This is a genomic window from Sinorhizobium sp. 6-70 (assembly GCF_030124375.1).
Taxonomy (GTDB): Bacteria; Pseudomonadota; Alphaproteobacteria; order Rhizobiales; family Rhizobiaceae; genus Sinorhizobium.
This window is the reverse complement of record NZ_JASKLS010000004.1, coordinates 90,691-108,463: the sequence shown is the minus strand read 5'-3', so window position 1 is coordinate 108,463 and position 17,773 is coordinate 90,691. Positions and strand designations below refer to the sequence as shown.

The following is a 17,773-nucleotide window of genomic DNA, read 5'->3' as shown; positions in this document are numbered from 1 at the left end:
TCGGCCGCTCGCGACCGCGGCAGCCGCGTCCCGAAAGACTTTGGAGGCCGCCCAAAAATTCTCGATCCGCGAATGTGCACGCTTCTTGCATTGCATCAACCATTGTACTCAAATGGTCAAAAATAAGGGGACCACGCCTTTGGCATTTGACGAAATGATGAATGCGGACAGCAGTCCGCGCCAGCCATATTCGACCTACAATGAATGGTATGCCAGCCAGGACAGAAATCGGCTCATCGCGAAATCAAAAGAAGCTGAGAACATCTTCCGCAAGACGGGCATCACCTTCGCGGTCTACGGACACGCAGACTCCTCCGAAAAGCTCATTCCCTTCGACCTTATTCCCCGCATCATTTCCGGCCGAGAATGGCGCAAGCTGGCGCAAGGCATCGAACAGCGGGTGATCGCGCTTAACGCCTTCCTCGACGACATCTACCACAAGCAGGAGATCGTTCGCGCCGGTCGCATCCCGCGCGAGCTGATCGAGAAAAACGATGCCTTCCTGCCGCAGATGATCGGCTTCAGGCCGCCGGGCGGTGTCTACACGCACATCGTCGGCACCGACATCGTGCGCACCGGCGAAGACCAGTTCTACGTGCTCGAGGACAACGCCCGCACGCCGTCCGGTGTCAGCTACATGCTGGAAAACCGGGAAACCATGATGCAGATGTTCCCGGAACTCTTTCACCAGAACCGCGTGCGGCCGGTCGAGAACTATCCGTACCTGCTTCGCCAGAGCCTCGCGTCGCTGGCGCCGCCCGGCTGCAGCGGCAAGCCGCGTGTCGCCGTGCTGACCCCCGGTATCTACAACTCCGCCTTCTACGAGCACGCCTTCCTTGCGGACATGATGGGCGTCGAACTGGTCGAAGGCTCGGATCTTCGTGTCATCGACGGCAAGGTGAAGATGCGCACGACGCGCGGCTACGAAGCGATCGACGTGCTCTACCGCCGCGTCGACGACGATTTCCTCGACCCCCTCACCTTCCGCGCCGATTCCGCCCTCGGCATTCCCGGCATCATGGACGTCTACCGGGCCGGCAACATCACCATCGCCAATGCGCCCGGCACCGGTATTTCCGACGACAAGGCGATCTATTCCTATATGCCCGAGATCGTGGAGTTCTATACCGGCCGCAAGCCCCTGCTCGAGAACGTTCCGACCTGGCGCTGCTCGGAGCCGCAGAGCCTCAAATACGTGCTCGAACACATCGAGGAACTGGTAATCAAGGAAGTCCACGGTTCCGGCGGCTACGGCATGCTCGTCGGCCCGACGGCAACCAAGAAAGAACGGACCGCCTTCGCCGAAAAGCTGAAGGCACGCCCCGGCAACTACATCGCCCAGCCGACGTTGTCGCTGTCCACCGTTCCGATCCTCGTCAACAAGGGCATCGCTCCTCGCCATGTCGACCTGCGTCCCTACGTCCTCGTCTCCGACAAGGTGCAGATCATTCCCGGCGGCTTGACCCGCGTCGCGCTGAAAGCCGGCTCCCTGGTGGTCAATTCCAGCCAGGGCGGCGGCACCAAGGACACCTGGGTACTGGAGGACTGACGCGATGCTGGGAAGAACTGCGAACGGCCTCTACTGGATGTTCCGCTATATCGAGCGCGCGGAGAACAGCGCCCGCCTGATCGATGCGGGCCTGCGCATGTCGCTGACCCGCAGCGAAGCGACCGAGGACGACTGGGATGGGGTGCTGCAGAGCGCCGGGGTGCGCGAGCTCTATGACGAGGTGCACGAGACGCTGACGAGCAGCGATGCCATCGACTTCCTGCTTCGCGATCGCGCCAATCCCTCGAGCGTCATGTCCTGCATCGAGGCGGGCCGCCACAATGCCCGCATGGTTCGCACGGCGCTAACGCGCGAGACCTGGGAAGCGACCAACGAATGCTGGATCGAGATGAAGGCGATGCTGGCGAAGAAGGCGCGGCCCGCCGACCTGCCCGAGATCATCGACACGATCAAGCGCCGCGCCGGTCTCATCCGCGGCGCCTTCCATGGCACGATGCTGAGGAACGAGATCTTCAACTTCTCGCGCATCGGAACCTTCATCGAACGGGCGGACAATACGGCGCGTATTCTCGACGTGAAATATTACGTGCTGCTGCCAGCCGTCGCCGCCGTCGGCTCGTCGATGGACAACGTGCAATGGGAATCTATCCTGCGCTCCGTCTCCGCCCATCGCGCCTATGGCTGGGTCTACGACGCCGAGCTCAGGCCGGCGAACATCGCCGACTTCCTGATCTCGAACGGACGCATGCCACGGTCGCTCGCCTATTGCTACGAAAAGATCGTCAGCAATCTCGGCTATCTCGCGCGTGAATACGGCGAGACGCATGCGGCGCACGAGACCGCCGAGCAGACCCTTACGGCGCTCCGCAGCCGTTCGATGAACGACATCATGGATCAGGGGCTGCACGAATATCTCGAGGAGTTCATCAGCGACAACAACCGTCTGGGCCAGGAAATCTCTGACGGCTATCGGTTCTATCACTGAGCTTCAGGAGAAGAACATGCACCTGAAAATCAGCCACACGACCGAATATCACTACGATGAACCGGTGCCGTATGCCCTGCAGCGGTTGCGGCTGACACCAACGACACAGGTGGGCCAAACGGTCCTGAACTGGGAGACCCGCGTCGAGGGCGCGGCCGTCGAGGTGTCCTACGACGACCACTTCGGCAATCGCACACATCTCGTCAGCGTCGAGGGAGACCGCCAAGCCATACGGATTGTCGCGATCGGTGAGGTGGAGACGGAGGATCGCGCCGGCGTCTTCGGCCCGCATCACTCCTTCGTGCCGCTATGGCTCTATGCGCGCGAAACGCCGCTCAGCAAAGCGGGAAAGCTGATCCGCGATCTGGCGAAATCGGCCGAAGGCGATACCGACCTCGAGCGCGTGCATTCGCTGATGGCGCTCATCCACGAAACGGTCGAATACAAGCCCGGCGACACGCAGACCGAGACCACAGCAGAAGAAGCACTGGAGCGCGGCAAGGGCGTCTGCCAGGATCACGCCCATATCCTGATTTCCGCCGCCCGCACCCTTGGCCTTCCTGCCCGCTATCTTTCCGGCTACCTGATGATGGAAGGCCATCCGGAACAGACGGCGAGCCACGCCTGGGCCGAAATCCATATCGCCGGCCTCGGCTGGGTCGGCTTCGACGCCGCCAACAAGATCTGCCCGGACGACCGCTATGTCCGCATCGCATCCGGCCTCTGCTACCGCGATGCCGCGCCGATTTCCGGGCTGGTGCACGGCGCCGCCAGCGAGATACTCAAGGTGGCCGTGACGGTTGAGCGGCAAGGGCAGAAGCAAAGCCAAGGCGAGCAGAGCCAAAGCCAGAGTCAGTAGATGGCGAGGCATTTTCGGGTAATGACGCCCGCGCTTGCCCCTCATCCGGCCTGCCGGCCACCTTCTCCCCGCATGCGGGGCGAAGGGGCTCGCGGCGCCGGCTCAGCCCCCCTCCCCGTCCTTACGGGGAGAGGGTTAGGTGAGGGGCAAATGCGGGGGGCAACGGCCGCTCGCCAACCCCAATCAATGGCTGTCGCGGTCCATCGGGATGCGATCGCCGCGCGCACCCACGAGGAAGTCGAGGTCGGCGCCGGTATCGGCCTGCATGACCGTCTTGATGTAGAGCCCGCCGTAGCCGCCCTTGAGCGGCTCGACCGGCGATACCCAGGCCATACGGCGGCGGGCAAGCTCCTCATCCGAAACGTCGAGGTGCAGCGTGCGGTTCGGGATGTCGACTTCGATCAGGTCGCCGTTCTGGACGAGCGCCAAAGGTCCTCCTTCGGCCGCTTCCGGGGCGGTATGGAGGATGACGGTGCCGTAAGCCGTGCCCGACATGCGCGCGTCGGAGATGCGGATCATGTCGGTGATGCCCTTCTTCAGCACCTTGGGCGGCAGGCCCATGTTGCCGACCTCGGCCATGCCCGGATAGCCCTTGGGACCGCAATATTTCAGCACCATGATGCAGTTCTCGTCGATGTCGAGATCTTCACGGTTGATGCGCGCGTGATAGTCCTCGATGCTTTCGAAGACGACGGCGCGACCCTTGTGCTGCATCAGGTGCGGCGATGCGGCCGAAGGCTTCAGCACGGCGCCCCTCGGGGCGAGGTTACCACGCAGAACGGCGATGCCGCCGGACTTCGTCAGCGCCTTCTCGCGCGGCAGGATCACGTCTTCGTTGTAGTTGACGACGCCCTTGACGTCGTTCCAGATCGTGTCGCCGCTGACCGTGATGGCGTCGTTGTGCAGAAGCCCCATCTCGGCCACAGCCTTGATGACGACCGGCAGGCCGCCGGCGTAATAGAACTCCTCCATTAGGTACTTGCCCGACGGCTGCAGGTTGACGATCGTCGGCACGTCGCGGCCGAGCCGATCCCAGTCGTCGAGCGAAAGATCGACGCCGATGCGGCCGGCAAGCGCGAGCAGGTGCAGGACCGCGTTGGTGGAGCCGCCGACCGCGCCATTGACGCGGATGGCGTTTTCGAATGCCTGCTTGGTGAGGATGTCGGAAGGCTTCAGGTCTTCCTTGACCATCTCGACGATGCGGCGACCGGTGAGCTGCGAAATTACCCGGCGACGTGCATCGACGGCGGGAATGGCGGCGTTGCCGGAGAGCGTCATGCCGAGCGCTTCGGCCATCGACGCCATGGTCGAGGCCGTGCCCATGGTCATACAGCTTCCGGCCGAACGGGCCATGCCCTGTTCGGCGTCCATGAATTCTTCCAGCGTCATCTCGCCGGACTTGACCATTTCGGAAAACTGCCAGACCGCGGTGCCGGAACCGACGTCCTTGCCCCGCCACTTGCCGTTGAGCATCGGTCCACCGGAGACGACGATTGCCGGAATGTCGACGCTCGCCGCCCCCATCAGGAGGCTGGGCGTGGTCTTGTCACAGCCACCGAGCAGCACGACGCCATCGACCGGATTGCCGCGGATCGATTCCTCGACGTCCATGGCCGCGAGGTTGCGGAACATCATCGCCGTCGGCCTCAGCGTGCTTTCGCCCGTCGAGAAGACCGGGAATTCCACCGGGAAGCCACCCGCCTCGTAGACGCCGCGCTTCACCCGCTCGGCAAGGTCACGCAGATGCGCGTTGCAGGGCGTGAGCTCGGACCAGGTATTGCAGATGCCGATGATCGGCCGGCCATCGAAGGTATCGGCGGGTAGCCCCTGGTTCTTCATCCAGGAGCGATGCATGATGGCATTCTTGCCCGTACCGCCGAACCATTCCTGTGAACGGAGTTTGCGCGGCCACTCAGCTTTCTTCTTCATCGTTTCCTCTTTAACCCCGCATCGCAGCGGGCGAAATCAGGTAGGCTTGAGAGCGGGATGTGGAAAAGTGTGCGCGGCTTTCCGCCCGCATCCCGCTCTAAACTCTTCAAGCCAGCGTGTAGGCTGTCTTGACGGTTGTGTAGAATTCGGCGGCGTATTTGCCTTGTTCGCGCGAGCCATAGGACGAGCCCTTGCGGCCGCCGAAGGGCACGTGGAAATCGACGCCGGCGGTCGGCAGGTTGACCATCACCATGCCGGCCTCGGCATTGCGCTTGAAATGCGTCGCGTGCTTGAGGCTGGTGGTGGCGATGCCCGACGAAAGCCCGAACGGCGTGTCGTTGGCAACCGCCAGCGCCTCGTCGTAATCCTTCACCCGGATCACCGCCGCGACCGGACCGAAGATCTCCTCGCGGGAGATCCGCATCTGATTGGTCGCGTCGGTGAACAGCGCCGGCTCAAGATAGAAGCCGGGCGTGTCGCGCGAGATAACCTCGCCGCCGAAGGCGAGCTTGGCGCCTTCCTGCTGTCCGATGGCGATGTAGTCGGTGTCCTGGTTCAGCTGGCCTTGATCGACGACCGGGCCGATATGGGTGCCGGCCTTCAGCGCGTCGTCGATGACAAGGCCTTTCATCCGCTCGCCCATCGCCGCGACGAACCTGTCGTGGATGCCTTCGGTGACGATGAGGCGCGACGAGGCCGTGCAGCGCTGGCCGGTCGAGAAGAAGGCGGAATTGACGGCGGCCTCGACGGCGACCGAAAGATCGGCATCGTCGAGCACGACGAACGGGTTCTTGCCGCCCATCTCCAGCTGGAATTTCCGGTTGTGTTCGACGGAGGCGGCGGCCACACGTTTGCCGGTGCCGACGGAACCGGTGAAGGTGATCGCCTGGACGTCGGGGCTGTCGAGCATCGCCTGGCCGACGACCGAGCCCTTGCCCATGACGAGGTTCAACACGCCCTTCGGCAGGCCGGCGCGGTGAAGAATGTCGACGATCGCCCAGGAGCAGCCCGGCACCAGTTCGGCCGGCTTGAAGACGACGGTGTTGCCGTAGCAAAGTGCCGGGGCGACCTTCCAGGCAGGAATGGCGATCGGAAAATTCCACGGGGTGATGATGCCGACGACGCCGACCGGCTCGCGGGTGATCTCGATGCCGATCCCCGGCCGGACCGACGGGATGACCTCGCCGGCCAGCCGCAGGGCTTCGCCGGCGAAGAACTCGAAGATCTGGCCGGCCCGCACGGTCTCGCCGATGCCCTCGGCGAGCGTCTTGCCCTCCTCGCGCGACAAGAGCCGCCCGAGTTCGTCCTTGCGGGCGATGATCTCGTCGGCGGTCTTCTTCAGGATCGCATGGCGCTCGAGGATGCCGGAACGCGACCAGGCCGGAAAGGCCGCCTTTGCCGCCGCGATCGCGGCCTTCGCATCATCGGCGCTGGCGCGGGCATAGTCGCCGATGACATCGTTGGTGTTCGACGGATTGACGTTGGCAACACCGTCGGTACCGACCCATTCGCCGGCGATCAGGTTCTGGTGAAGTGTCATGGGCCTTAAGCCTCCTTGTCTTCTTGACGCAACAACTGGCCGCCGGTCGCGGCCCCGCTGCCGTGGCAGTAATCAGAGTTGGCGTATGTCGATCTCTTCCTCTGCGGCAATCGTCAGCGGATTGCGCAGCGGCAGGCCGAATTCTCCGGCCTCGATCTCGAATATGTCGCCCTCCTCCGTGCGGATGCCGTCGCCGAAGGAGAGCGTCGCCGTGCCGAACATATGCACATGCACGTCGCCCGGCACACGGAAGAGACCGTACTTGAAATGGTGATATTCGAGGTTGGCGAAGCTGTGCGACATGTTGGCTTCGCCGGAAAGAAACGGCTTTTCCCACAGCGCCTTGCCGCCGCGCAGAATGCGCGAGGTGCCGCGAATGTCGTCAGGCGCCGCACCGATGCGAATTTCCGGCCCGAAGCTCGCCTGGCGCAGCTTCGAATGAGCGAGCCAGAGATAGTTGACCCGCTCGGTCTTGTGATCGGAAAACTCGTTGGCGACGGCAAAGCCGAGGCGATAAGGCACGCCCTTGTCGGAGATGACATAGATGCCGGCCATTTCCGGCTCCTCGCCGCCATCTTCCGCAAAGGCCGGGGAAACAAGGGCCTGGCCGGGCGCGACCGCCGACGTGCCATTGCCCTTGTAGAACCATTCCGGCTGGACGCCCTTTTCACCGGGCTTCGGCTTGCCGCCCTCGAGCCCCATGCGGAACATCTTCATCGAATCGGTCAGCGTCTCTTCCGCTGCCTCGGCCGTCTTCTTGTGCATCGCATCGCGCGTTGCCGCCGAGCCGAGATGGGTCAAACCGGTTCCGGTGAGATGCAGGTGGCCAGGATCGGGATGCGTGATCGGCGGCAGCAGTCGCCCTTCGGCATAGGCCTCTTCGAGATCGATCGTTTCGCCGAGACCCTTGGCATCGATGACCGCCTTGAGGCTCTTGCCGCCGTTGGCCGCTTCCATCGCCAATGCGTAGACGCTTTCCGCTCCCCTGACGACGCGGGCCGTTTCGCCCGGCGTCCGTACGACGACTGCAACCGATCCGTCTTGCTTCCTGACCTGAGAAATCAGCACGTTCCTGTCCTTCCTAGTCGAGTTGGCTTCGGCCAGCCCTTCCTTGAGGAAAGGCAATGCACCGCCCTGAGGGTGGCTCGCACCACCCATCTACAGCAGCCAGAAGGGCCGCCTTCATAGTGTTGACCTGGGAGCTGACCGCAAATCCGATCAGCCCTTGCCCTTGTTCTTGTTGTAGACGTCGAAGAACACGGCTGCGAGCAGCACGAGGCCCTTGATAAGCTGCTGGTAGTCGATGCCGATGCCCATGATCGACATGCCGTTGTTCATCACGCCCATGATGAAGGCGCCGATCACCGCACCGGTGATCTTGCCGACGCCGCCAGAAGCCGACGCTCCGCCGATGAAGCACGCGGCAATCACGTCGAGTTCGAACCCGACGCCCGCCTTCGGGGTCGCCGAATTCAGACGCGCGGTGATGATCATGCCGGCAAGAGCAGCAAGCACGCCCATGTTCACGAAAGCGTAGAACGTCAGCCGTTCGGTGTTGATGCCGGAGAGCTTGGCAGCCTTTTCGTTGCCGCCCATCGCATAGATCCGCCGGCCGATCGTCGACCGGCTCGTGATGAACGTATAGGCGGCAATCAGCACGCCCATGATGATGAGCACATTCGGCAGACCACGATAGGTCGAAAGCTGGAAGCCGATGAAGAGGGCGACAACGCCGATGACCGCCATCTGGACCGCGAAGAAGACGAAAGGCTCGTTCTCCGTGCCGTGCTGCTCGTTGATGCGGCGATTGCGCAGGCCGGCAAAGATCGCATAGCCAACCAGCGCCAGCACCGCCAGCAGCGCCACCATGTTCTTGATCACCTCGGGGCTCGGGTTGAGGAAGTAGAGAAAATCCGGAACGAAGCCGGTCGAAAGAATCTGGAAATCCTTTGGGAACGGTCCGATCGGGCGTCCGCCGAGGACCACGTAGGTCATTCCGCGGAACACCAGCATGCCGGCGAGCGTGACGATGAACGACGGGATTTTCTGATAGGCCACCCAATAGCCCTGTGCCGCCCCCATGATGCCGCCGACGACAAGACAGGCAGGAACAACGACAAAGGCGGGCAGGCCCCATTTGACCAGCATGATCGCCGAGATCGCGCCGATGAAGGCGACGATCGAGCCGACGGAAAGGTCGATATGCCCGGCGACGATGATCAACAGCATGCCCAGCGCCATGATGACGATGAACGAGTTCTGCAGCACCAGGTTCGTGATGTTCACCGGCCTGAAGAGAACGCCGTTGGTCACGAACTGGAAGAACAACATGATGATCACGAGCGCGACCAAGAGGCCGTATTCGCGGATGTTGTTCCTGAGATAGTCACCGATCGACGGTTTGGTGGTGTGGGTGCTCGTATCGGCGACCATTAGTGTTTCTCCCCTGAACGCATGATGGCGCGCATGATGGATTCCTGGCTCGCTTCCTCCTTGGAAAGCTCTGCCACAATGCGCCCTTCGTTCATGACATAGATGCGATCGCAGGTTCCGAGCAGTTCCGGCATCTCCGACGAGATCATCAGGATGCCTTTGCCCTCGGCCGCGAGTTGGTTGATGATGGTGTAGATCTCATACTTCGCGCCGATGTCGATACCACGCGTTGGCTCGTCGAGTATGAGAACCTCGGGATTGGTGAACAGCCACTTGGACAGCACGACCTTCTGCTGGTTGCCGCCTGAAAGGTTCACCGTCTCCTGATAGATCGAATGCGAACGGATACGGAGCTTCGAGCGATAGTCCGCAGCGACCTTTCGCTCCTTGCGCTCGTCGATGACGCCGTTCGACGCGACCGCGCTGAGGTTGGCAAGCGTCGTGTTGTCCTTGATGTTGTTGATCAGCACGAGACCGAGCTGCTTGCGGTCTTCCGTGACATAGGCAAGGCCCGCCTTGATCGCGCGGGGAATCGTGCTCACGTCCACCGGCGAGCCGCGCATGGTCACCTCGCCGGTGATCTTGTGCCCCCATGACTTGCCGAAGATGCTCATCACCGTTTCGGTGCGGCCTGCACCCATCAGCCCGGCGATGCCGACGACCTCGCCAGCGCGAACGTTGAAACTGACATCGTGCAGGAATTGACGGTCGCGGTGATGCTGATGGAAGACGTTCCAGTTCTTCACTTCGAGCAGCGTCTCGCCGATATTCGGTTCGCGGGGCGGGTAGCGGTCTTCCATCGCCCGGCCGACCATGCCCTTGATGATCCGGTCCTCGCTGATGTCTTCTTTCTGACAGTCGAGTGTTTCAACCGTGCCCCCGTCGCGCAGGATGGTGATCTGGTCCGCGACCTTCTTAATCTCGTTGAGCTTGTGCGAGATGATGATCGAGGTCATGCCCTGCTTGCGAAACTCCATGAGCAGCTTCAGAAGCGCGTCGGAATCGGTCTCGTTGAGCGAGGCGGTCGGTTCGTCGAGGATCAACAGGCGGACCTTCTTGGAAAGCGCCTTGGCGATCTCCACCAGTTGCTGCTTGCCGACACCGATGTCGGTGATGAGGGTCGCAGGCGGCTCCTTCAAGCCCACCTTGTTCAAGAGCTCCTGCGTACGGGCAAAGGTCTGCGGCCAGTGGATCACGCCCTTGCTGGCAATCTCGTTGCCGAGAAAGATGTTTTCGGCGATCGACAGCAGCGGAACCAGCGCCAGTTCCTGATGGATGATGATGATGCCGAGGTGTTCGCTGTCCGAGATCGTGCTGAAGCGGCGCACCTCGCCGTCATAATGGATCTCACCCTCGTAGGTTCCGGCCGGATAGACGCCACTCAGCACCTTCATCAAGGTCGACTTGCCGGCACCATTTTCACCGACGAGAGCGTGGATTTCACCTTCGCGGACCTTGAAGCTGACATTGTCCAGCGCCTTGACGCCCGGAAACGTCTTGGTGATGCCCCGCATTTCCAGAATGATATTGTCCATGTTCAGCATTCCAGCGGCAGTCTGCGAGAGACTACAGACTCCCTTACCCAGAGAAAAGGGTCCGCAACGGATCGCGGACCCCCATGTGTGACGCGATCAGTTGTTGATCTGGTCTTCCGTGTAGTAGCCCGAGCCGACAAGGATTTCCTTGGCGTTGGACTTGTCGACCGCAACCGGCTTCAGCAGGTAGGACGGAACAACCTTGACACCGTTTTCATAGGTCTTGGTGTCGTTCACCTCCGGCTCCTTGCCGTCCATGATCGCGTTGACCATGCCGACGGTGACCTTGGCGAGTTCGCGGGTGTCCTTGAAGACAGTTGAATTCTGTTCGTCGGCGAGGATCGACTTGACCGACGGCAGTTCGGCGTCCTGACCGGTGACCACCGGCATCGGCATGTCGCCGGAGCCATAGCCGACACCCTTCAGCGCCGAGATGATGCCGATCGAGAGACCGTCATAAGGCGAAAGCACGCCGTCGACCTTGGCATCGGTGTAGGTGGACGAAAGCAGGTTTTCCATGCGGGCCTGGGCGACAGCGCCGTCCCAACGCAGGGTACCTACCTGATCCATGCCCGTCTGGCCGGACTTCACGACGATCTTGCCGCCGTCGATCAAGGGCTGCAGGACCGACATGGCGCCGTCGTAGAAGAAGAAGGCGTTGTTGTCATCCGGCGAACCGCCGAAAAGTTCGATGTTCTTCGGCTCGGTCGCGCCGTCGAGCTTCAGGCCGTTGACGAGCGACGTCGCCTGCAGGACGCCGACCTGGAAGTTGTCGAAGGTCGCGTAGTAATCGACGTTGCCGGAGTCGCGGATAAGCCGGTCATAGGCAATAACCTTGACGCCAGCGTCGTGTGCTTTCTGCAAGATGTCGGACAGCGTGGTGCCGTCGATGGCGCCGATCACAAGAACCTTCGCGCCCTTGGTCACCATGTTCTCGATCTGCGCGAGCTGGTTCGGAATGTCGTCGTCAGCGAACTGCAGGTCCGGCGTGTAGCCGGCGTCCTTGAACAGCTTCTCCATGGTCTCGCCGTCGGAAATCCAGCGGGTCGACGTCTTCGTCGGCATGGAGATGCCGACCGTGCCCTTGTCCTGTGCGAAGACCGGTGCAGCAAACGACGCGACGGAAATCGCCGCGGCTGCGAGAAGCGAAGTAATCAATTTCATCAGATCTCTCCCTGAGTGTTGAAGCCGGCAGGCCCCGTCATATGCGCAGCGATCCACCGGCGCGGAGAGCTGGTCTCCGGCGGTGGTTCAAGGTGAAGGAAAGCCCTCCCGGCCCCACATACTCCCGCATGCACTGGCGCATCGGAAGGGAAACTGGAATCAATCGACATAACTGTCAAATACAATATCGCTTTGCATGCATATCAAAATTGATATACCACGTCAAAAGAGTGTGATTATTAAAACTTTTCCGAAACGGGACGAATGCCGTGACAGTGGACAGCAGGGCGAATGCCACCGGGGTGGCGGACGAACTCCTCGATACCGGCCTCTTACGGTCGGGGCTGAAGATCAATCACATGAGACTCATCCTGGCGATCGAGGATCATCGCCGCATCAGCACCGCCGCCGATTCGCTCGGCATCTCGCAACCCGCGGCGTCGCGCATGCTCGCCGAAATCGAAGCGATCATGAAGGCGCCGATTTGCGAACGGGTGGCGCGCGGCGTCGAACTGACCCGTTATGGCGAGGCGCTTGCGCGACGCGCGCGCTCGATCTTTCTCGAACTGCGCGAGGCCGCGCGCGAGATCAATGAACTGAAAACCGGCAGCGGCGGCTCGGTATCGCTCGGCTCGGTCACCGGCCCCGCCCTTAACCTCGCCGTGCCTGCCATCCGCCAGGTTTCCACAGCCTATCCGGGCATCGAGATCAATGTGCAGATCGACAACAGCAATGTGCTGACCCGCGAACTCCTGGCGGCGCGCCACGACTTCGTCGTCGGTCGCATCCCGGACGATTTCAATCCGCGTCTCTTCAACATGGTGGAGATCGGCTTTGAGGACGTCTGCCTGATCGTTCGCGAAGGCCATCCCCTTCTCGACAAGGCATTTGCCAGTGCCGACGACCTGCCGGGCTACGACTGGGTGTTCCAGCCGCCGGGCACGCTGTTGCGCCGCGCGGTCGAGGACAGCTTCGTCTCCGCCGGCGTCCGGCTGCCGGCAACTGTCATCAACACGTCATCGATCATCCTGACGCTGTCGATCGTTCGAAACACCAATGCGATCGCGCCGGTCGCCCTCGACGTCGCGAACCTCGTCGCCGGCAACGGGACGCCTGCCGGCGATATTCGCGTGCTGCCGACGCAATTCCCGATACGCATCAAGCCCTACGGCCTCATCACCGCGGAAGGCCGCGCCCTGCCGCCAAGCGCAAAGCTGCTCTACGACCTGATCCTGAAGCAAAGCAGAGCGTGATCAGGCCCGCATAACCCTCGCAGGGCAGGATCGCCCAAGATCAGTGCTTCGTTCGCTTGGAGCAAAATTGCTTCGCCTTGAATGAGCTTTTGGGAAAGGCAACGTCATGTTCGGCATGTCGGTGTTTCAGTCGGTGCTCGAGCGATTGAAGGAGGAGCAGCAGGACGAGGCCTCCGAAGAGGACGTCGGCGTGCAGGTATTCCGGCACGGGAAAGCGGGTTTCTCGCCAGGCTTCATCGTCGACACGTCTTCGGCGGCCGCAGCCGCATTCGATGCCGTGGAGCGAGCCTATCGTGAGCTCGCGCCGGCCGAGAAGGCGCAGCCACCGGTGATGCCCGATTATCTGAGACGCACGAGTCTTGCTGACGTTGCCGCCGACCTCGCGCTGCAGGAGCAGGAGACGGCCGCGACGCTCGCTGCCAAGCGACGGCGGTTCGCCGCCGCCAACCATCCGGACAGGTTACCGGCCGAATTCAGGGCCAACGCCACCATCCGGATGAAGCTCGCCAATATGCTCATCGACGAAGCGTCGCTAAGGCTGCCGCGCGACAACAGGTCGACATGACCTTCACTTCGATGCGTCCTCCGTATCGGCCTTGTCATCGGCCGATTGCTTCGGCTTGAAGAAGATCAGCAGGGCACAGCCTGCATAGGCAGTCACAGCCAGGAAGATCATGCCCCAAGTTACCTGGCCGTTGCTGAACTCGACCGCCGTCCACGCGGCACAGGCGGCGACGATCAACAGGCGGACCCACAGGGGCCGGTAGAAAGGGTGATCCGGGTCGATGAACTTGAGCATTCCGTCTCTCGGGCGAGCGTACAAAGTGGCTTCCTTGTATGGGCAAATTGGCCGCGTCCGCAAGTGTGTCCCAATAAACCCGGCCTTGACGACGCCGGTACGAATGGAATAAAAATTCCGAAAGTGAGAAAATTGGCCTTTTCATTCCGTCACTCGTGAAATTGTCGCAAACGCGAGACAGGATCGGAATGGAGCCAAGGGAGAGAGGCACACCTCGCCGCGGCGCGCGGGGATATCAACCGTCGTTACGTTCCTATGCATGCGCGGGCAATGCTGCCCGCGACGCCTTCGCGCGATGAGCGTCATCATCGCGTCCCTTCCGGTTGCGACCGGATTTCGAGAGAGACGAACATGACAGTGAGATTTGGTCTTCTGGGCGCCGGGCGCATCGGCAAGGTTCACGCGAAAGCCGTCAGCGGCAATCCTGACGCCGTCCTTGTCGCGGTTGCCGACGCCGTCCCGGCGGCGGCGGATGCCATCGCCAAGGCCTATGGCTGCGAAGTGCGCACGATCGAGGCAATCGAAAGCGCTGCCGATATCGATGCGGTCGTCATCTGCACGCCGACCGATACGCATGCCGACCTGATCGAGCGCTTTGCCCACGCCGGCAAGGCGATCTTCTGCGAAAAGCCGATCGACCTCGATGTCGAGCGCGTGAGGGCCTGCCTCAAGGTCGTGTCGGACACCAAGGCCAAACTGATGGTCGGTTTCAACCGCCGCTTCGACCCGCATTTCATGGCCGTACGCAAGGCAATCGACGACGGCCGCATCGGCGATGTCGAGATGGTGACGATCACCTCGCGCGATCCGGGTGCGCCGCCGGTCGACTATATCAAGCGCTCGGGCGGCATCTTCCGCGACATGACGATCCACGATTTCGACATGGCGCGCTTCCTGCTCGGGGAGGAACCCGTTACGGTGACCGCCACCGCTGCCGTGCTGGTGGACAAGGCGATCGGCGCGGCCGGCGATTATGACAGCGTGTCGGTCATCCTGCAGACGGCCTCCGGCAGACAGGCGATCATCTCGAATTCTCGCCGTGCCACCTATGGCTACGATCAGCGAATCGAGGTTCACGGATCGAAGGGCGTCGTCTCGGCGGAAAACCAGCGCCCCGTATCGATCGAAATCGCCACCGGCGAAGGCTACACGCGTCCGCCGCTGCACGACTTCTTCATGACGCGCTATACCGAGGCTTACGCAAACGAGATCGAGAGCTTCATCGCCGCGATCGAAAAAGGCGCGGAAATCACGCCCTCCGGCAAGGACGGCCTCGCGGCGCTGGCACTGGCCGACGCGGCCGTGAAGTCGGTTGCCGAGAAGCGCCAGATCAGCGTCGCCTGACACCGGCATTTTCGACGAAACAATCAAGGCCGGGCTTTAACCGGCCTTGATCTTTTTTCATTCGGTGAAAATCACGCCTCGACGCTTTGCAGCCGGTCTTGCGCCGGCTGGGTGGAACTCGGCGCGCGTCCCGGGCGACCGGAGAGAAAGCCCTGTATCTGCCGGCATCCCTCTTCGACGATGATCTGCTTCTGCCGCTCCGTTTCGACACCTTCGGTCACCACCGGCAGGTTGAGGCTTTGACCGAGGGCGATGATCGCGCGGATGATGGCGTGCGCCGCCGGATCCTTGTCGAGAGCCGCGGTGAAGCTGCAATCGATCTTCAGTTTGTCGAACGGGAAGTTCTGGAGGTTGCTGAGCGAGGAATGCCCCGTCCCGAAATCGTCCATGACGATGCGGACGCCGAGCAGTCGCAACCGGACGAGCGTCGCCAGCACGTCATCTCTGTTGTGCATGAGCACTGCTTCGGTGATCTCCAGTTCCAGCCGGCGCGGCTCGAGACCGGTGCGCCTCAGGACCCCCTCGATCTGGTCAAAGAGGTTGGGAAGCAGAAACTGCACCGGCGATATATTGACTGAAATCGCCAGCGGCTCGTTCCATCGGACCGCCTCAAGGCAAGCCTGCTCGAGCACCCACTCACCGATCTGGATGATCGAGCCGCTTTCCTCGGCAATCGGAATGAAAACACTGGGGCTGACGAGACCGCGGTCGGGATGCTGCCAGCGCAACAGCGCCTCGTAGCCGACGACCCTGTCGTCACGAACGTCGACGAGCGGCTGGTATTCAAGAAAAAGCTGACGTCTGACGACTGCGTGCCGAAGGTCGTTTTCCATCTGCCGGCGCGTGCGCACCGCTGCATCCATCTCGGCGTCGAAGAAGCAGGCGATGCCCTTCCCGGTCTGCTTGGCCCGGTAAAGCGCCGTATCGGCGTTGTTGCAAAGCCGGTCCGCCGTCATTCCGTCGGCCGGATAGATCGCCACACCGATGCTGACGCCGACGGCCATCGGGTCACGGCTGGTGTCCATTTCCTCGGCAAAAAGCCTGAGAATGCGCTCCGACAATTGCCGCGCCGCCTCGGGTCCGGCGGAAGGCTGGATGATCGCGAATTCGTCGCCGCCGAGCCGCGCGATCGTATCGCCTTCCGCGCATGCTGTACGCAGGATGTCGGCCACCTTGCGCAGGATGCGATCGCCTTCTCCGTGACCGAAAATATCGTTGACGGCCTTGAAGCGATCGAGGTCGAGACAGAAGACGGCCAATGGCTCGTTCCTTGCGCTCGCTACGGCGATCGCCTGCGCCATGCGGCGATCGAAGGAACTGCGGTTCGAAAGATCCGTCAGGGCATCATGATGCGCAAGGTGCTCGATCGTGCGTTCCGCCTCCTTGCGCTGGCTAAGATCGCGCACGAAAATCACGTCGCACTCGCGACCCCGGTATTCGATCGTGCGGCACATGTACTCGACGGGAATTCGCCTCCCGTCCGCGTGAAGTAATTCGAGTTCGCATGATCCGAACGCCCGACGATCCCCCGGCCGCTCCCGGTCCTGCGTGAACAGCTCCGCGAGGTTTCTCTTTGCCAGATCGTTTGCGGTCCGGCCACAAAGGCCGACGAAACGCTCGTTCACATCGACGATCTCATCGCCGCGGACGATCATCATGCCTTCGAGCGACGCGTTGACGAGGCCGCGAAGATCGGTGAGGTGACGGTCGAGAAAGAGCGCGCCGAAAGCCACGAGGATGAGTGTCGTCGATGCGGCGATCACGCCCCCCGCTAGCCAGGCGGGATCGAATGCATCGGCGGCGGCAATACCCGGGTCCGGCACGAGGCTGACGCCGCTCATCGACTTGAAATGCATCGCGCAAATCGCAAGAACGAGCAGGACCGTGGACACGACCAGCCTGCGAACGCCCCGCAGCGTCTGAAACGCATGAAGCGCGACGCCGGCAATCAACGTGCCGAAGATGACGGCGATCATCGTCGATCCAAAATCGAAGGTAACCTGGCCCTGCGTTTCGACCGCGCGCATGCCGGTGAAATGCATCGCTGCGATGCCGACGCCGAGCAAGACGCCGCCGCCGGCGAAGGCGTAACGGAAGGTCCCGGCCAGAGCCACGGCAAATGCAATCCAGGACGCCGCGATCGCCACCAGCACCGAGAGGGTCGTGCCTCGGACCTCATAGGCGATCGGTATCCCGCCATCATAGGCGAGCATCGCGATGAAATGTGTCGACCAGATACCGACGCCGGACGCCAGGGCGCAGGCGACGGTCCAAAGGCGCCGCTGAGTGCCCCCGCTGCGCTGCGCGCGCAAGAGGAGCAGCATCGTGGCGACGCTGCCAGCAAGACAAACGACCGCCGCGACGGCGATCAGGCGCCAGTCATGATCATTGCGTATGCATGCAATCACTGAAAACATGGATG

The 17,773-nt window shown here is 62.0% G+C and carries 14 protein-coding genes; 6 read left to right on the top strand and 8 right to left on the bottom strand.

Annotation, left to right across the window (positions count from 1 at the left end):
* The first annotated feature begins 154 nt into the window (after positions 1-154).
* From QN222_RS10265 to QN222_RS10255, 3 genes are read left to right on the top strand one after another with little or no spacing between them, the layout of a single operon-like run.
* Positions 155-1,549, top strand: coding sequence for a circularly permuted type 2 ATP-grasp protein (locus QN222_RS10265; RefSeq protein WP_283962273.1), 1,395 nt, complete (start codon positions 155-157; stop codon positions 1,547-1,549).
* 4 nt (positions 1,550-1,553) lie between these two features.
* The gene (locus tag QN222_RS10260; RefSeq protein WP_283962256.1) at positions 1,554-2,495 is read left to right on the top strand and encodes an alpha-E domain-containing protein; all 942 of its coding nucleotides are present in this window, start codon (positions 1,554-1,556) and stop codon (positions 2,493-2,495) included.
* A 16-nt stretch (positions 2,496-2,511) separates the two neighbouring features.
* On the top strand, positions 2,512-3,354 hold the full coding sequence (locus tag QN222_RS10255) for a transglutaminase family protein (protein WP_283962255.1): 843 nt from the start codon (positions 2,512-2,514) through the stop codon (positions 3,352-3,354).
* 183 nt (positions 3,355-3,537) lie between these two features.
* On the opposite strand, the gene araD is transcribed toward QN222_RS10255, so the two are convergent.
* The 6 genes from araD to chvE all read right to left on the bottom strand — a co-directional run bounded on the left by araD (position 3,538) and on the right by chvE (position 11,955).
* Positions 3,538-5,283: an L-arabinonate dehydratase gene (gene araD / locus QN222_RS10250; RefSeq protein ID WP_283962254.1), complete on the bottom strand. Its 1,746-nt coding sequence runs from the start codon at positions 5,281-5,283 to the stop codon at positions 3,538-3,540.
* Between the two features lie 106 nt (positions 5,284-5,389).
* Positions 5,390-6,823: an aldehyde dehydrogenase family protein gene (locus QN222_RS10245; protein ID WP_283962253.1), complete on the bottom strand. Its 1,434-nt coding sequence runs from the start codon at positions 6,821-6,823 to the stop codon at positions 5,390-5,392.
* 72 nt (positions 6,824-6,895) lie between these two features.
* Complete coding sequence (gene araD1, locus QN222_RS10240; RefSeq protein ID WP_283962272.1) at positions 6,896-7,891, bottom strand: AraD1 family protein; 996 nt, start codon at positions 7,889-7,891, stop codon at positions 6,896-6,898.
* A 150-nt stretch (positions 7,892-8,041) separates the two neighbouring features.
* The gene (gene mmsB / locus QN222_RS10235) at positions 8,042-9,256 is read right to left on the bottom strand and encodes a multiple monosaccharide ABC transporter permease (RefSeq protein ID WP_180938667.1); all 1,215 of its coding nucleotides are present in this window, start codon (positions 9,254-9,256) and stop codon (positions 8,042-8,044) included.
* On the bottom strand, positions 9,256-10,791 hold the full coding sequence (mmsA, locus tag QN222_RS10230) for a multiple monosaccharide ABC transporter ATP-binding protein (RefSeq protein ID WP_283962252.1): 1,536 nt from the start codon (positions 10,789-10,791) through the stop codon (positions 9,256-9,258). Before mmsA ends, mmsB begins: the two co-directional genes overlap by 1 nt.
* 96 nt (positions 10,792-10,887) lie before the next feature.
* Entirely contained in the window at positions 10,888-11,955 is a 1,068-nt protein-coding gene (gene chvE, locus QN222_RS10225; protein WP_283962251.1) for a multiple monosaccharide ABC transporter substrate-binding protein, read from the bottom strand.
* Positions 11,956-12,224: 269 nt separating this feature from the next.
* Between chvE and QN222_RS10220 the strand changes: the two genes are divergently transcribed.
* Together QN222_RS10220 and QN222_RS10215 are read left to right on the top strand one after the other, a co-directional pair.
* Complete coding sequence (locus tag QN222_RS10220) at positions 12,225-13,208, top strand: LysR family transcriptional regulator (RefSeq protein WP_283962250.1); 984 nt, start codon at positions 12,225-12,227, stop codon at positions 13,206-13,208.
* A gap of 106 nt (positions 13,209-13,314) precedes the next feature.
* On the top strand, positions 13,315-13,773 hold the full coding sequence (locus QN222_RS10215) for a hypothetical protein (RefSeq protein ID WP_283962249.1): 459 nt from the start codon (positions 13,315-13,317) through the stop codon (positions 13,771-13,773).
* A 3-nt stretch (positions 13,774-13,776) separates the two neighbouring features.
* On the opposite strand, the gene QN222_RS10210 is transcribed toward QN222_RS10215, so the two are convergent.
* Positions 13,777-14,007 (bottom strand): hypothetical protein, encoded by a 231-nt coding sequence (locus QN222_RS10210; protein ID WP_283962248.1) that lies wholly within the window; start codon positions 14,005-14,007, stop codon positions 13,777-13,779.
* 351 nt (positions 14,008-14,358) lie between these two features.
* On the opposite strand from QN222_RS10210, the gene iolG reads away from it, so the two are divergent.
* On the top strand, positions 14,359-15,351 hold the full coding sequence (gene iolG / locus QN222_RS10205) for an inositol 2-dehydrogenase (RefSeq protein WP_283962247.1): 993 nt from the start codon (positions 14,359-14,361) through the stop codon (positions 15,349-15,351).
* 71 nt (positions 15,352-15,422) lie between these two features.
* On the opposite strand, the gene QN222_RS10200 is transcribed toward iolG, so the two are convergent.
* Positions 15,423-17,768, bottom strand: a complete 2,346-nt coding sequence (locus QN222_RS10200; protein ID WP_283962246.1) for an EAL domain-containing protein — start codon at positions 17,766-17,768, stop codon at positions 15,423-15,425.
* Between the last annotated feature and the right edge of the window lie 5 nt (positions 17,769-17,773).

What these genes read in the sequence shown, in the direction of transcription:
- iolG (WP_283962247.1), top strand. Translation starts at nt 14,359, where the DNA reads ATGACAGTGAGATTTGGTCTTCTGGGCGCCGGGCGCATCGGCAAGGTT.
- chvE (WP_283962251.1), bottom strand. Translation starts at nt 11,955, where the DNA reads ATGAAATTGATTACTTCGCTTCTCGCAGCCGCGGCGATTTCCGTCGCG.
- QN222_RS10245 (WP_283962253.1), bottom strand. Translation starts at nt 6,823, where the DNA reads ATGACACTTCACCAGAACCTGATCGCCGGCGAATGGGTCGGTACCGAC.
- QN222_RS10255 (WP_283962255.1), top strand. Translation starts at nt 2,512, where the DNA reads ATGCACCTGAAAATCAGCCACACGACCGAATATCACTACGATGAACCG.
- araD (WP_283962254.1), bottom strand. Translation starts at nt 5,283, where the DNA reads ATGAAGAAGAAAGCTGAGTGGCCGCGCAAACTCCGTTCACAGGAATGG.
- mmsA (WP_283962252.1), bottom strand. Translation starts at nt 10,791, where the DNA reads ATGGACAATATCATTCTGGAAATGCGGGGCATCACCAAGACGTTTCCG.
- QN222_RS10200 (WP_283962246.1), bottom strand. Translation starts at nt 17,768, where the DNA reads ATGTTTTCAGTGATTGCATGCATACGCAATGATCATGACTGGCGCCTG.
- mmsB (WP_180938667.1), bottom strand. Translation starts at nt 9,256, where the DNA reads ATGGTCGCCGATACGAGCACCCACACCACCAAACCGTCGATCGGTGAC.
- QN222_RS10265 (WP_283962273.1), top strand. Translation starts at nt 155, where the DNA reads ATGATGAATGCGGACAGCAGTCCGCGCCAGCCATATTCGACCTACAAT.
- QN222_RS10210 (WP_283962248.1), bottom strand. Translation starts at nt 14,007, where the DNA reads ATGCTCAAGTTCATCGACCCGGATCACCCTTTCTACCGGCCCCTGTGG.
- QN222_RS10215 (WP_283962249.1), top strand. Translation starts at nt 13,315, where the DNA reads ATGTTCGGCATGTCGGTGTTTCAGTCGGTGCTCGAGCGATTGAAGGAG.
- QN222_RS10260 (WP_283962256.1), top strand. Translation starts at nt 1,554, where the DNA reads ATGCTGGGAAGAACTGCGAACGGCCTCTACTGGATGTTCCGCTATATC.